This window comes from Agrobacterium sp. SORGH_AS 787 (assembly GCF_030819035.1).
GTDB classification, from domain to species: Bacteria; Pseudomonadota; Alphaproteobacteria; order Rhizobiales; family Rhizobiaceae; genus Agrobacterium; species Agrobacterium larrymoorei_B.
Genome location: NZ_JAUTBG010000001.1, coordinates 224,859 through 238,589, shown reverse-complemented (window position 1 = coordinate 238,589; position 13,731 = coordinate 224,859). Strand labels below are relative to the sequence as shown.

Here is a 13,731-nt window from a genome sequence, read left to right as displayed (position 1 = left end):
CTGCCGGAAGGCGCGCGCGATCACACGAAGAAGCGATTGGCTGGTCGCGCCAGGCCAAGATGGTCTCTCAAGGTTGCGCCCTCGTAGTCTTTGCGGAATAGGCCGCGCCGTTGTAATTCCGGCACAAGCCTACCCGTTACATCCTCCAGGCCTTGCGGGAGGAACGGGAAGACGCAGGTGAAGCCATCCGCCGCCTGTTCGTTCAACCACGTCTCCATTTCATCTGCGATCGTTCTCGGCGTGCCGATGAAGGCCAGCCCCGCATAGCCGCCATAGCGTTGTGCCAGTTGTCGCACGGTCAGTTTTTCCTGCTCGGCAAGCCGCAGCACCTGCGCGCGTCCGCTCTTGCTGGCATTGGTCTCAGGGATTTCCGGCAGTGGGGCGTCGGGATCGAAACCTGAGGCATCGTGGCCGAGTGCGATGGAAAGGGAGGCGATCGCGCTGTCGTAATGCACGAGGCTATCGAGCTTGGACCGCTTGGCCTTCGCCTCTTCCACGCTGTCGCCGATGACGATCATTGCGGCGGGTAGAATTTTCAGATGCGCAGGATTGCGACCGGCGGCGGGCATGCGGCCCTTGATATCGGCATAGAGCGCCTTGGCGGTCTCTAAATCACGTGGTGCGGCAAAGACGACTTCGGCCGTTTCAGCAGCCAGTTGCTTTCCGGGCTCCGACTGGCCCGCCTGCACGATGACGGGCCAACCCTGTACCGGGCGGGCAATGTTCAGCGGTCCTCGCACGCTGAATTCCTCGCCCTTATGGTCCAGCACATGCATCTTGTCTGGATCGAAGAAGATGCCGCTTTCCTGATTGCGGATCATTGCGTCATCGGCAAAACTGTCCCACAGGCCGGTGACGACGTCGAAGAATTCGCGCGCACGCTTGTAACGTTCGCCATGCTCCACATGATCGGAGAGACCAAAATTGCGGGCGGCATCGGGGTTTGATGTGGTGACGATGTTCCATGCCGCCCGTCCACCGCTGATATGGTCCAGCGAGGCAAACCGGCGGGCGACATGGTAGGGCTCGTCGAAGGTCGTGGACGCGGTTGCCGCAAGACCGATCCTTTCCGTTACCGATGCGAGTGCCGATAAAAGGGTGAAAGGTTCGAACGAGGTGACCGTATGGCTACGCCTCAAGGCTTCGATGGGCATGTTCAACACCGCCAGGTGATCGGCCATGAAGAACGCATCGAACTTTGCTCGCTCCAGCGCCAGCGCGAAAGATTTCAAATGGCCGAAATTGAAATTGGCATCGGGATAAGCGCCGGGATAGCGCCATGCACCTGTATGAAGGCTGACCGGGCGCATGAAGGCAGTGAGGTGGAGTGATTTCGACATGAAGTTGATCCCGATAAAACGATGAGGCGGTGCGCGCAGAACGTTGCGCGGACTTTATATCGAGACGGGATAGCCGTCATACAGGAGAGTACCATCTCTCACCTTTTTCACCCCAACTAACCACGCAACAATGAGGATAGGGCAGGAGAGTCTTGGTCGCCCGCCCTCATCAGCTCAGCGCCTGCGTGATGTGTCGGCCCACGGCACGAAGCGCCGCTCTATAAGTCTAGCAAGCCATTCGAGTGCGAAGGCAACGACGGCGATGACTGCAATTCCCGCAATGACAATATCGGTGACGAGGAACTGCGCAGCCGACTGGATCATGAAGCCGAGGCCGCGGGTGGCTGCTACCAGTTCGGCTGCCACCAGGGTCGACCAGCCCGTGCCGAGCGCGATGCGGATGCCGGTCAGGATCGACGGCACGGATGCAGGCAGCAAAACGCGTGTCAGGACCTGGGTGCGGGTGGCGCCGAAGGCACGGGCGGCATGGACGAAATCCTTTGGCACGGCTTTGACACCTGCACTCGTCGACAGGATGATCGGTGGAAGCATGGAAAGGGCGATCACCGTTACCTTCGAGGCTTCGCCGATGCCGACCCAGATGATGATCAGCGGAAGGTAGGCCAGCGGTGGCAGTGGCCTCAGGAATTCTACGATCGGGTCGAGAACGCCTCGACCGACGCGGCTGAGAGCGATTAGCAGGCCGACGGGAATACCGACGGCGAGTGATACGGCCAGAGCGCCAAGCACGCGACCGAGACTTGCGGCAAGGTGTTCCAAAAGCGTGGAATCCACGAAACCTGTTGTGAACAGCGTGCCGAAGGAGGCCGCGACGACCGGTGGAGAGGGCAGAAAGACTGGCGAGACGACGTTGAGGGCAGACGCTATCCACCAAGCTCCCAGAAGCGTGAGACCAGTTAGAAACGAGATCACGAGGGTTGGGACGCGCAGGCGCGACGGCGCGGCTTTCGGCTGTCCGGTCACGGAGTGGCTTTCTGCTTTGATCTTTGCAGGGCGAGTGTCGGCAAGGATCGTCATGCTGCAAGTTCCTCATCGGCTGTATCGTGAATAAGCGCCGTCAGCCCGTCATGCATGCTGCGGAACAATGGAGACTGACGAACTTTGCGTGGATCGGCTCCGGACAGGATTTCCTCGGCGAAGCCGCTTTCGAGGATCGTGCCGATCCGGCCAGGATTTGGCTGTAGCACGACGATGCGAGTCGCCAGCAGCAATGCTTCTTCGATGCTGTGCGTGATCAGCAGAGCGCCGGGCTGGCTCGTCTTCCATATGTGAAGGAGGAACAGCTGCAGTCTTGTGCGGGTCAGGGCGTCCAGCGCGCCAAGCGGCTCGTCGAGCAAAAGGAAGCGAGGTTCTGCGGCAAGTGCGCGGGCGATACCGACGCGCTGGCGCATTCCGCCCGACAGTTCCCATATGCGCCGGTCGCCAGCACCCTCGAGGCCGACCCGGATCAAGAGATCATTGGCGATCTCGCGGCGCTCGGCGAGCGGCACGTCCTTCAGCGACAAGGGGAAGGCGATGTTGTCCCGGGCGTTGAGCCAAGGATAAAGCGCGTCGTCCTGAAAAACGACGGCTCTCTCTACTCCAGGGCCTGATATCGGCTTCCCATCGAGCAATATGGTGCCGGAGGTCGGCGCTTGGAAACCGGCCGCCAGATTGAGGAGGCTTGTCTTGCCGGAGCCCGACCTGCCGATAACCACAACGAACTCACCGCTGGTGACGGAGAGGTTGATACGCTCGAGGACCGGAACATCGGGTGACGCTTTGCTCTCGCCCGGATAGGTCAGGCTTACAGTGTCAAAGGTGAGGCGGCTAGGCATGGATTTCCTCGCACGACGGGAAGAACCGGTACGCATCGGCGTGCCGGTTCTCGGGTACGCTGAACAGATCAGAAGGACAGTTTGGCTGCGTCCTGAACCCAGCGCGGAGAAACGTATGCGCTATAGTCGTCGAGTGTCGCGGGGATTTTGCCTTGCTCCTTGAGGAAAGCCGAGGTCGCAGCAACAGCCTTGACTGTTCCTCCGCCGAGCAAATCGGCACCAGCCTGCTCTTGCAGCGTGGGGAAGATGTAGCCCTTCAGAAGTGCGGGAACCTCATCCTGCTTGGCACCGGTAAGGCGTGCGATCTTCGCAGCTTCCGGCGACGTCGCGTTCCAGGCTTCGGGGTTGGCGCGGTAAGCGGCGGTCGCATCGCCCGTCACCTTGACGAAGGCTTTGACGAGATCAGGATGTGCGTCGGCAAAACTCTTGCTGACAATCCATGCATCGAAGGTCGGGCCGCCCCAGTTGGCGACATCGGCGGAGGTGGCAAGCACGGTGCCGGTTTTCTTGATCTCGGAAAGTACCGGGTCCCAAACATAGGCGCCATCGATATCACCACGCGCCCACGCAGCAGCAATCTCCGGCGGGCGAAGGTTGAGGATGTTCACCGTCTTCGGATCGATGTTCCAGTGCTTCAAGGCCGTCAACAGGCTGTAATGGGCCGTCGATACGAAGGGCGTGGCAATCTTCTTGCCTGCCAGGTCTTCCGGCTTGGTAATTCCTCGAACGGCAAGCGCTTCGGCCTGACTGATCAGGCCGACGAGAGCAATGGTTTCAATCGGCAACTGGCGGCTTGCGGCGGCCGCCAACGGTGAGGATCCTACATAGCCGATATCGATCGAACCGGATGCGATGGCGGCGATCACATCCGCGCCTCCATCGAATTTCTGCCAGTTGATCTTGGCTTTCGTCGCTTTTTCGTAAGTGCCGTCCGCCTGTGGCACGCGGGATGGCTCGACGATCGGCTGATAACCGATGTTGATGGTCGTCTCGGCACTCCATGCGGGTGTGGCGACGAAGGAAGTACTGACGGCAGAGGCTGCGATGAGGGCGGCGAAAGCGCGACGGGAAAGCTTTGTCATGAGGGGTTCTCCATGTGATATCTCATGACATTCAATTTATGTAATCTATTCATTTTATAGAGAGATGAGCGGCCGCTTATCGCCTTATCTTTGGGCGTAACATTCTAAATTTTCGCGTATCAGCAGGAGAAATTTCGCGACACTGTACTCGTTGGTAACAACTTGGGGTGCAGGCCCCGAGGCTGGGTAGCGGAGTAGGATGGAGTGAGCCTCAGTCAATAATTTCGCGGTGTTATCACTTTGTTGGGGCTCAGTCTTCATTGCTAGAGATGAGTTTCGAGTAGCGGGAGAAGCTCTTTCCCCTGCCGCTCAATCTCTCTCAGATAAGGCGTATCCGATAATATGAACTTCGTGATGCCGAGCTCTCGGTACTTGTTGAGGGACGCAGCGACATCCGCTGCTGACCCGACCAGCCAGGTGGTCGCGGCTCCACCGCCGCCGACGCGTCCCGGCGCTGTATAAAGGTTGTCGTCCAGCACATCACCTTGTTGTTGCAGATCGTATAATCGCTGCTGGCCCACGGCGACAGACTGCAGATGGTCGTTCCAGCGCGCGCCGCTGCCCTTTGCCATTTCGGCAACCCTGTCTTCCGCATCGCGCCAGGCTTCCGCGGTTGTGCTGCGAACGACAGTGGTGATACGCAGGCCAAATTCCAGTGGCGGCAAATCACGGTCCAGTCGTTTACTGAGGTCCTTCAGTCGCTCGATACGGTCCTTTATGGATTGCAGTGGTTCGCCCCAGAAAAGTTGAACATCCGCCTCCGTTGCCGCGACCCGTTCCGCAGCATCCGACGCACCGCCAAAGTAGAGCTTCGGATGCAGCCGACCTTTCCTCTTGGTGATCCGGGGCTGAGCAGTCGAATTGGAAAGCTGAAAATGCTTTCCGTGGAAAGTAACATTTTCATCGGTCCAGAGCCGTCGAACCAGCCGCATGAATTCCTTCGTGCGGGCGTAACGCTGCGCCTGATCGCCTTCACTGTCTCCATAGGCGGCAAGATCATCCCGACCCGAGACGATGTTGATGCGAAGGCGTCCACCCGATAACTCGTCAAGGGTTGCTGCCGCTGACGCAAAGTGCGCTGGCTGCCAATAGCCCGGGCGAATGGCCGCCAGCGGTTCGAAGGTTGAGGTTTGCGCTGCGAGCGCCGTGGCGACCGTAAATGTGTCGGGCCGGCCCCAGCCGGTTCCGATCAGCGCGCCTTTCCAGCCGTTTTGTTCTAACGCCTTGGCATGGGAGGTCAGGGTGGCGAGGCTGTTATGATCGGCTGATGCGATGTCTCCTCGATGGCCGGCTTTTGTGTCGTTTGGAATATACCAGAGAAATTCGCTCGCGCCGCCCATGCCGTCATCCTGAATGTCATTATCTGTGAATTTCGCGAGGCGATTGCCTCACAATGAAAGCATTCCAGACGACAGGCAGAGCAACCAAGCAGGGCAATCCAAATTGGTGACGGTGCGGGGAAAGGAATTTGCTGCGTCCGGGCCTTGGCAGTAAATTCTACCGATTTTATATGTTTTGGTGGCATTCGCTTTGATGACGGCGTCAAGCGGTGGCGATTGTCCGCTGCCCTTGCGCCTGACTAGCCGTCAGAGCGTCGTGCGAGGGTTCATTTCAATAAAACGACGCATTGCGCTTTTCGAAAATCGATCTCCCGATAACGGCGAAGCATCTCTGAGACCACTTTTCGACTGTTTTATTCCAAAGCCCGCGCAAACTTTAGAAAGGGGCACCTTTCAGAAGTTGATCAAAATCATAGATTGACTTCATTCTTTTAAAGGGAGCAGACGATGAAGGTTGTTTTGGGGTTGGCGCTTGGTCTTTTGGCATCCGTGACGACCTTTGGTCAGGCGCTGGCGGCCGAGCTTTCCGAGATACGCATCGATTGGGCGACCTATAATCCTGTCAGTCTGGTGCTGAAGAATGACGGTCTGTTGGAGAAGGAATTCAGCAAGGACGGCATCAAGGTGACCTGGGTGCAGTCCGCGGGCTCCAACAAGGCGCTGGAGTTCCTCAATGCGTCATCGCTGGATTTCGGCTCGACCGCAGGCGCTGCCGCTCTCATCGGGCGCGTCAACGGTAATCCCATCAAATCCGTCTATGTTTATTCTCGCCCTGAATGGACGGCGCTTGTGACCCAGAAAGACACCGGCATTGCCAAGGTGGCGGATCTGAAGGGTAAATCCATTGCTGTGACGCGCGGAACAGATCCGCATATTTTTCTGGTCCGCGCTTTGGCTGATGCCGGTCTTTCCGAGAAGGATGTCAAACTTGTGCTTTTGCAGCACGCGGATGGCAAGCTGGCGTTGCAGCGTGGGGATGTCGATGCCTGGGCTGGTCTCGATCCGATTATGGCCTCGGCTGAGGTGGAGAACGGCGATGTCTTGTTTTATCGCAAGCCGGAGAACAACAGTTGGGGCGTTTTGAATGTTCGTGAAGCGTTTGCGAAGGAACATCCCGAAATCGTTTCCCGCGTGATCGCTGCCTATGAGGTCGCGCGTAAGAAAGCCATCGCCGAGCCCGGTGTTCTGAAGGCTGCGCTGGTGACTGCAACCAAACTGCCGGATAGCGTCATCGCAAAGCAGCTTGAGCGTACCGATCTTAGCCACGCCAGGATCGGTGACGAGCAACGGGAGACGATCGAGGCGGCAGGCATCGCCCTGCAACAGGCGGGCGTGATCAAGACGGACGTTGATGTAAAGAAAGTGGCAAGCGACTTGATCGATCCGACCTATGGTAGCGCGCTCGGCCAGTAGGGAGCTGTTTCATGGCGTTGGCCGATTTGTGGCGGGCGGATAGTCAGAAGAAAGAAGCCGGGACGCATGCGATACGCATCCCGGTTCTCGACAATCCAGTCCTTGGCCTGATATTTCCGTGCATTCTTCTCCTCCTATGGGAGGTGCTGGTGCGTTCCGGACTTATTGAGGGACGGTTGATGCCGCCGCCGTCGCGCATTTTCCAGACCATTACCGAACTTGCATCTTCGGGCGAACTGGCAGGCCACATCGGCATTACGCTCTGGCGTGTCGCGGTCGGCTTTCTGGCGGGGGCAGCCTTAGGCACAGTCATCGGTGCGATCACCGGATATTCACAGCGTCTGAGCCGCCTGCTCGACCCCACGCTGCAAGCACTGCGCGCTATTCCCTCTATCGCTTGGGTCCCGTTGTTTATTCTGTGGTTCGGAATATTTGAAGCATCCAAGGTCGCGCTGATTGCCGTCGGTGTCTTCTTTCCCGTCTATCTCGGCGTTTACGGCGCCGTTCGTGGTGTCGATCGCAAGGTGGTGGAAGTCGGGCGAATATTTCGTCTGTCTGATTTCCAACTTGTGCGGCGTATTCTTCTTCCTTCCGTCCTGCCGGACTATGTGCTGGCACTTCGGGCCGGTCTCGGGCTTGGCTGGATGTTCGTGGTGGCGGCGGAGTTCATGGGTGCTTCGAACGGGCTTGGCTATCTTCTCGTGGATGGGCAGCAACTGGGCAAGCCCGACCAGATTCTGGCTGCTATCCTCATTTTCGCTGTCTTCGGCAAGTTGACGGACACGCTGCTGATTGTCGGTAGCGCGCCTTTTGTTCGGTGGCATGATCACCACGGCCGGAAGGGATAAGATGCTGATCATAGATGCACTATCGAAGACCTATCCCAATGGTACGCAAGCGATCAGCGGCTTCAGTCTTGAGATTAAACCGGGAGAAGTGGTCGCCATCATTGGTGGCTCTGGATGTGGCAAAAGCACGCTGCTGCGGCTTGTGTCGGGTCTTGAGAGCGCGACGCGCGGCCGCATCATCCTCCAGGCTAAGACGCTTACCGAACCCGATGAACGTGTAAACCTTGTTTTCCAGGAACCAAGGCTCTTTCCGTGGTTGAGTGTTGCGGACAATATCGGCTTCGGGCTGACGCACCTCTCTCGCGAAGATCGTCACCTTCGCGTTTTGCAGGCGTTGGACCGTATGGGTCTGTCAACCTATGGAGACCGGTGGGTGCGCGAGCTTTCTGGCGGTCAGGCACAGCGCGTCTCGCTGGCCCGGGCGCTGGTGGTCGAGCCTGCGGTTCTGTTGCTGGACGAACCGTTTTCAGCGCTTGATGCGATGACGAGGACAGCGCTGCAAGATCATCTCTCCGATCTGTGGCTGGAACAGCGAACGACCATGCTGCTTGTCACGCATGATATCGAGGAGGCCGTGGTGCTGGCCGACAGGATCGTCGTGATGCAGCCATCGCCCGGACGAATATTCGAAACGGTCAATGTCGATCTCCCACGTAAACGGGATCGAAACTCCACCGCCGTCACCACGCTGAAACGCCAGCTGTCGGAGCTGCTGGAGCGTTCCTTAAGTGCGGGTGCACGTCATGACAGGCCAGCGGATGCTGCTTGAGTGCAACTCAAACAGTCCGCCCCTCAGAACGCTGTTTGGTCCGTTTCCAAGCGACACGCGGGAAAGCGAAGAGCTTTGTCAGAAATGGGTCAAAAATAGAATAGTGATCTTGTAGAGAATGTTGACCCGAGCGTCTTAGCTGGCGAAACTATACGTCTCAGTAGAAGGAGAACGTGAAATGTCTATCGGTTTCAATCTGTTTTCGCTCGATACATTCAGGATATTCCGAGTAAACGATCGCAAGGCGGAATTCGATGCTTTTGAAACGCCGCTGCCTCCTATCGAAAGCCTCGATCAGAGTAACGATCGGGATCGTGAGCAAGAAGCCGAAATTGCCTTCTGGGGTCTTGCCTGCTACCCCGTTATTTAGGCAATGATCCGTCTTCAGCATTTGTGGTGTCACCGGTTTTTGCGTCCTAAAATGCCTGGACAAAGAGAGTGCGAGCAATGGAGGTAACCCGTGTGTGCCCCAATTGCTTCGGGAAAGACGTAAAAACCATGAGGTCTTTTTCTCCAGCATCGTCTGGTCATGTGAGTGTGGCAATTGTTGGCGGTGGCTTTACGGGTGCTGCCGTTGCGGTGCATCTTGTGGGGGGCAAAGACATTCCCGCCGATGCATCCGTCGTGATCGTTGAGCCGCGATCTGAATTGGGGCGCGGTCTGGCCTATAGCGCGATCGATCCAGCACACAGGGTCAATGTCCCTGCGGCGCGAATGACCCTATTTCCCGATATACCAGATGATTTCGAGAATTATCTGAGAGGTCTGCCCTCCCATAACGATGATGAGTTGATCGCTCACGATGGTTCCCCCTATCCCCGGCGGTCCGTCTTCGGTGATTATGTTTCGGCACGTATTCAACCGTTTCTGAAGAGCGGGCGTATCGGACACTGGCGGACAAAAGTGGTGTCGATATCGAATAAAGCAGGCCGTTACGAAATGATCGGGGCTGATGGAAACGTGCTGCTGGCCGACATTGTCGTGTTGGCCGTCAGCCATCCGCCACCTTCTCTGCCGCGGGTGCTTCAGCCTTTCGAGAAAGATCCGAAATTGATTGGGGATTTCACGGTGGCTGACGCGGCAAACGCGATCGATCCGGCAGATCGCGTTCTCATCGTTGGAAATGGGCTGACCGCTGCCGATGTCGTTGCCTCTCTCAAAAGACGTCGGCATACAGGCCACATCACCGCCGTTTCTCGCAGAGGGCTGAGATCGCGTGGCCACGGGCCAGCGGGGCAGGAGCCTTTCGGCGATTTCCTGGCGGAGCGATTCCAGTCAGCCAGCGCGCTGCTTCATGCCGTTCGCCAACGTCTACAGGAGGCGGAGGATCTGGGTATGACCTGGCACAGCGTTGTCGACGCGCTCAGAGGGCAGGGGCAGGACATCTGGAAAAACCTGCCGGTTGCCGCGCGCAGACGCATTGCCCGACACCTGCGGCCGTTCTGGGATGTCCATCGCTTTCGGATCGCGCCGCAGGTCGAAGCCGCTGTGGAGGAGGCGATCTCAACCGGCCAGATGGATGTGCGTGCCGCCTCGCTTTCTTCCGTTACGAAAAGCGCCGGAGGCTACCGGGTTATGCTGCGGCCTCAACGCAGCAAAAATATTGAAGCGCTCGATGTCGATGCTATCGTCGTCACCACGGGCCCGGCCCATGGCGGCATTCTTCAAAGTCAGACAATGCTTCAGCAACTTGAAGACGCCGGCGTCTTGCAGGCTTGCCCGACCGGACTCGGTATCCTGGTCGATGCTCAATCTCATCCAGTATCGACTTCAGGCGAGAGCACGAGCTCGCTCTTCATTGCCGGTCCCCTCGCGCGCGGGACGTTTGGAGAGTTGATGGGGCTGCCCCAGGTGACGGAACATGCGATCTTCGTCGCGAGCGGTGTGGGTGATCTGATTCAAAAGGACGAAATCTCGCGTCGTGCAGATTACGTGGCCGCAGGCTGACGATCGGCGCTTTAAGAGAGATTTGTTCCGCTGTTGGTGCTCGTGTTGGAACGGGATTTCTTATCAATTTGGCAGACTTTTATAAGATCGGCGTCTACTCGATGCGCCCATAGGATATGATTATGACAGTTGATAAGCCTCTCGATTTTCTCTGGTTTATTCCAAGCTCTGGAGATGGGGCCTATCTCGGCTCCGATGAGCTGAGCAGGCCTTCCGACCCCGGTTATTTTCGTGAGATCGCCAAGGCTGCGGATCGTCTCGGCTATTCCGGTGTGTTGATCCCGACGGGTGTGGCCTGTGAGGAGTCTTTCATTCTGGCTGCTGATCTTGCGGCGCATACCGAGAGATTGAAGTTTCTTGTGGCGATCCGGCCCGGCGTCGCGTCTCCCGCCTATTACGCACGACTGGCCTCCACGCTCGACCGCGTTTCGAATGGCCGCCTGCTTCTCAACATCGTTGTAGGCGGGAGCGCTCAGGAACTTGCGGGTGATGGGATATTCCTGCCCCATGACGAGCGGTACGATCACGCGGATGAGTTCTTCCAGGTCTTCAACTCGCTGATAGCCACCGGCCACGCTCATCTCGATGGGCGCTATATCAAGGCCATCGATGCGCGCCTTGGTCTGCCGCCGGTTCAGCAACCCCATCCACCGATCTATTTCGGCGGCTCCTCGGATGCCGCGATCGATTTTTCCGCAGGGATCACCGACAAGTACCTGACCTGGGGCGAGCCGCCGCAGCAGGTCGCGGAAAAGATCGCCAAGGTACGGAAAGCTGCCGAGGCGCATGGGAAGAAGGTCACCTTCGGTATTCGGTTGCACTTCATCGTACGGGAGACGGATGAGGAGGCCTGGGCTGCGGCCGACAGGCTGATCTCCAAACTGTCAGACGAGACGATTGCCGCTGCGCAGGAGGTCTTCGCCAAGAATTCGGACTCGGTCGGTCAGGCCCGCATGGTTGCTCTTCATCAGGGGCGGCGTGACAGGCTTGAGGTTTCTCCGAACCTCTGGGCCGGTATAGGTCTCGTCCGCTCGGGTGCCGGCACGGCGCTCGTCGGTTCACCGCAGACAGTCGCGGCGCGGCTGCGCGAGTATCAGGACATCGGCATCGACACCGTCATCGCCTCGGGTTACCCACATCTGGAAGAAGCCTATCGCGTCTCCGAGCTGCTTTTCCCCGAAATCGGCCTTCCCGGCCCAAGAGGACAGATCCGTTCTTCCTTCGGAGAGCATCAGGTTTTCGGCGGCGGCGGGCATGGTGGCAACGTGAAGACGGCTTCCGCTTCTGCGCCTGAGCATCCGAAGGTGGCGGCCGCGTCACAGGGCTGACACCTGAAATCGTACAACACCAAACGCCCCGTCGCACATCCTCCGAGACAGCGGAGTCCGCACTCATGGATATCACATGTGTACGACCTTGATTGTTCCTGGACTGAATGGCTCACCTCCCGGTCACTGGCAGGACCATTGGCTTCGGGATGATCCTACCGCGAAGCTGGTCGATCAGGATGATTGGCAGTGCCCGGTGCTGGAAGACTGGCTGACGCGGTTTGAGACCGCGCTGGCCGGTGCGGAGGAGGCTTATGTGGTGGCACACAGTCTCGGCTGCCTGCTGATCGCGAACATGGCCAGCCGGCCGCTGGCGACCAGGATCAAGGCAGCTCTTCTCGTTGCACCGGCCTCGCTGGAGAAGGTAGAGGCGCTGCATCCATGCATCGTCCGCTTTGGCAGTTTTCCGGCTTTGACGCTTCCCTTTCCGAGCCTCGTTGTCGGCAGCACGACCGACCCTTACATGGATGCGGAGGAGGTGGCAGGGACTGCTGGGCTCTGGGGCAGTGAACTCGTTAATCTGGGTGCCGTCGGCCATCTCAATATCGCCAGCGGTTTCGGGCGATGGCCGCAAGGCTATGCGCTTTTCGAGCGCCTCATCAGGCCCACGTCCTTTGCGCTGGATCATTCCGAACGCCTCGTCTCGACAAAGACCGAGCAGGTAGCGTGAAACCTGTCATCACCTCACGACCTTTGTGTGTTGATTCCGCGAAGCGCTTCACAATGTCTGTCGGGTGAGCCTCTCAGGATGACCTCGTTTCGCTCAAAATTTTTCCCGTTGGTGCGCAATAGAGCAATTCAGTCTGCCGCTGATTTATTCCACACGATCGATTCTGCTGTGTCGGCTTACGATTTTTGAAACGTTTTTTCTCCAAGGCGTGAAGAAAAAGCGGTTCCTTTCTCCCAAAACGAATTAAATCTACTAATTTTCTATACAAATAAATTTTGAAGGGGCTTCCATGAAATTAACTGCTTTTCTTCTCGGCTTGATGCTTGCTTTCACCGGGTCCGCCTTTGCCGAAACTGTAAAGATCGGAGTCGTTCCCGGCGTTTACGGTGACTCTGTAGCCGCACTTGTGCCGGAGGCTAAGGCTGCTGGCATCGATCTTCAGGTCATTGAATTCAGCGACTGGACGACGCCTAATGAGGCGCTTCAAGCGGGGGATCTGGATCTGAACTACTTTCAGCACATCCCCTTTCTGACGAATGCTATAAAACAAAAGGGGTATGACATAACGCCTATCGGCGTTGGTACGCTGGCAAATATCGGAATCTACTCACTTAAACACAAGGATTTCGCCAGCGTTCCTGAGGGGGCGACGGTGGCGATTGCCAATGACCCGGTCAATCAGGGGCGCGGACTGCTGCTCCTCCAGAAGGGTGGGCTGATCAAGCTGAAAGACGGCGTCGGCTTTCTCGGCACGCTTGATGATATCGTCGAAAACCCGAAGAATGTCACGTTCAAGGAAGTTGAGGGTCCTCAGCTTGCGCGCATCACGGCCGACGTAGATCTAGCACTTGGATATCCTCACTTCATCATTGCCGCCAAGACCTTCGATCCCGGCTCTGCGCTCATCTTTTCCGGTGTCGACGATAAGCAGTTCGCCATTATTTTTGCTGCAAACAAAGCCAAGGCGGACAATCCAGCCCTGAAGAAGGTGGTGGAATTGTATCAGAACTCCAAGGCCGTCCGAGAGGCGATCGATAACGGCTTCGCTCATAATCCTAAGCTTTATACGATCGCGTGGGAAAAATGAGTGTGGCTCATTTCGATGCCTTCAATGATGTTGCGCTCCGAGCTACGGCGACGGCGCGCCCATCTGAGG

Annotated in this window: 13 protein-coding genes; 8 read left to right on the top strand and 5 right to left on the bottom strand. The window is 57.6% G+C overall.

What is annotated here, in order from left to right; translation table 11 throughout:
• Positions 1-20: 20 nt before the first annotated feature.
• From QE435_RS01005 to QE435_RS00985, 5 genes are all read right to left on the bottom strand, one after another.
• Positions 21-1,340 (bottom strand): LLM class flavin-dependent oxidoreductase, encoded by a 1,320-nt coding sequence (locus tag QE435_RS01005; protein ID WP_349039883.1) that lies wholly within the window; start codon positions 1,338-1,340, stop codon positions 21-23.
• Positions 1,341-1,514: 174 nt separating this feature from the next.
• The gene (locus tag QE435_RS01000; protein WP_349039882.1) at positions 1,515-2,378 is read right to left on the bottom strand and encodes an ABC transporter permease subunit; all 864 of its coding nucleotides are present in this window, start codon (positions 2,376-2,378) and stop codon (positions 1,515-1,517) included.
• A complete protein-coding gene (locus QE435_RS00995) occupies positions 2,375-3,178 on the bottom strand; it encodes an ABC transporter ATP-binding protein (protein WP_349039881.1) in 804 nt (267 codons plus the stop codon). Before QE435_RS00995 ends, QE435_RS01000 begins: the two co-directional genes overlap by 4 nt.
• A 68-nt stretch (positions 3,179-3,246) precedes the next feature.
• Positions 3,247-4,260 (bottom strand): taurine ABC transporter substrate-binding protein, encoded by a 1,014-nt coding sequence (gene tauA / locus QE435_RS00990; RefSeq protein ID WP_349039880.1) that lies wholly within the window; start codon positions 4,258-4,260, stop codon positions 3,247-3,249.
• Positions 4,261-4,523: 263 nt separating this feature from the next.
• On the bottom strand, positions 4,524-5,600 hold the full coding sequence (locus QE435_RS00985) for an LLM class flavin-dependent oxidoreductase (RefSeq protein ID WP_349039879.1): 1,077 nt from the start codon (positions 5,598-5,600) through the stop codon (positions 4,524-4,526).
• A 447-nt stretch (positions 5,601-6,047) separates the two neighbouring features.
• On the opposite strand from QE435_RS00985, the gene QE435_RS00980 reads away from it, so the two are divergent.
• The 8 genes from QE435_RS00980 (at position 6,048) to QE435_RS00945 (ending at position 13,662) form a co-directional block, all read left to right on the top strand.
• The gene (locus QE435_RS00980; RefSeq protein ID WP_349039878.1) at positions 6,048-7,013 is read left to right on the top strand and encodes an aliphatic sulfonate ABC transporter substrate-binding protein; all 966 of its coding nucleotides are present in this window, start codon (positions 6,048-6,050) and stop codon (positions 7,011-7,013) included.
• An 11-nt stretch (positions 7,014-7,024) separates the two neighbouring features.
• Entirely contained in the window at positions 7,025-7,861 is an 837-nt protein-coding gene (locus QE435_RS00975) for an ABC transporter permease (RefSeq protein ID WP_349039877.1), read from the top strand.
• Between the two features lies 1 nt (position 7,862).
• On the top strand, positions 7,863-8,630 hold the full coding sequence (locus QE435_RS00970) for an ABC transporter ATP-binding protein (RefSeq protein WP_349039876.1): 768 nt from the start codon (positions 7,863-7,865) through the stop codon (positions 8,628-8,630).
• A 178-nt stretch (positions 8,631-8,808) separates the two neighbouring features.
• Entirely contained in the window at positions 8,809-9,000 is a 192-nt protein-coding gene (locus QE435_RS00965) for a hypothetical protein (RefSeq protein WP_349039875.1), read from the top strand.
• A 128-nt stretch (positions 9,001-9,128) separates the two neighbouring features.
• Positions 9,129-10,577, top strand: a complete 1,449-nt coding sequence (locus QE435_RS00960; RefSeq protein ID WP_349039874.1) for an FAD/NAD(P)-binding protein — start codon at positions 9,129-9,131, stop codon at positions 10,575-10,577.
• 119 nt (positions 10,578-10,696) lie between these two features.
• Positions 10,697-11,905 (top strand): FMNH2-dependent alkanesulfonate monooxygenase, encoded by a 1,209-nt coding sequence (gene ssuD, locus QE435_RS00955; protein ID WP_349041101.1) that lies wholly within the window; start codon positions 10,697-10,699, stop codon positions 11,903-11,905.
• 76 nt (positions 11,906-11,981) lie between these two features.
• Positions 11,982-12,575, top strand: a complete 594-nt coding sequence (locus tag QE435_RS00950; protein ID WP_349039873.1) for an alpha/beta hydrolase — start codon at positions 11,982-11,984, stop codon at positions 12,573-12,575.
• A gap of 289 nt (positions 12,576-12,864) precedes the next feature.
• Entirely contained in the window at positions 12,865-13,662 is a 798-nt protein-coding gene (locus tag QE435_RS00945) for a MetQ/NlpA family ABC transporter substrate-binding protein (protein ID WP_306929989.1), read from the top strand.
• The last annotated feature ends 69 nt before the right edge of the window (positions 13,663-13,731 follow it).

Excerpts from the sequence above, each read along its gene's own strand:
- QE435_RS01005 (WP_349039883.1), bottom strand. The coding sequence starts at position 1,340 with ATGTCGAAATCACTCCACCTCACTGCCTTCATGCGCCCGGTCAGCCTT.
- QE435_RS01000 (WP_349039882.1), bottom strand. The coding sequence starts at position 2,378 with ATGACGATCCTTGCCGACACTCGCCCTGCAAAGATCAAAGCAGAAAGC.
- QE435_RS00995 (WP_349039881.1), bottom strand. The coding sequence starts at position 3,178 with ATGCCTAGCCGCCTCACCTTTGACACTGTAAGCCTGACCTATCCGGGC.
- tauA (WP_349039880.1), bottom strand. The coding sequence starts at position 4,260 with ATGACAAAGCTTTCCCGTCGCGCTTTCGCCGCCCTCATCGCAGCCTCT.
- QE435_RS00985 (WP_349039879.1), bottom strand. The coding sequence starts at position 5,600 with ATGGGCGGCGCGAGCGAATTTCTCTGGTATATTCCAAACGACACAAAA.
- QE435_RS00980 (WP_349039878.1), top strand. The coding sequence starts at position 6,048 with ATGAAGGTTGTTTTGGGGTTGGCGCTTGGTCTTTTGGCATCCGTGACG.
- QE435_RS00975 (WP_349039877.1), top strand. The coding sequence starts at position 7,025 with ATGGCGTTGGCCGATTTGTGGCGGGCGGATAGTCAGAAGAAAGAAGCC.
- QE435_RS00970 (WP_349039876.1), top strand. The coding sequence starts at position 7,863 with ATGCTGATCATAGATGCACTATCGAAGACCTATCCCAATGGTACGCAA.
- QE435_RS00965 (WP_349039875.1), top strand. The coding sequence starts at position 8,809 with ATGTCTATCGGTTTCAATCTGTTTTCGCTCGATACATTCAGGATATTC.
- QE435_RS00960 (WP_349039874.1), top strand. The coding sequence starts at position 9,129 with ATGAGGTCTTTTTCTCCAGCATCGTCTGGTCATGTGAGTGTGGCAATT.
- QE435_RS00950 (WP_349039873.1), top strand. The coding sequence starts at position 11,982 with ATGTGTACGACCTTGATTGTTCCTGGACTGAATGGCTCACCTCCCGGT.
- QE435_RS00945 (WP_306929989.1), top strand. The coding sequence starts at position 12,865 with ATGAAATTAACTGCTTTTCTTCTCGGCTTGATGCTTGCTTTCACCGGG.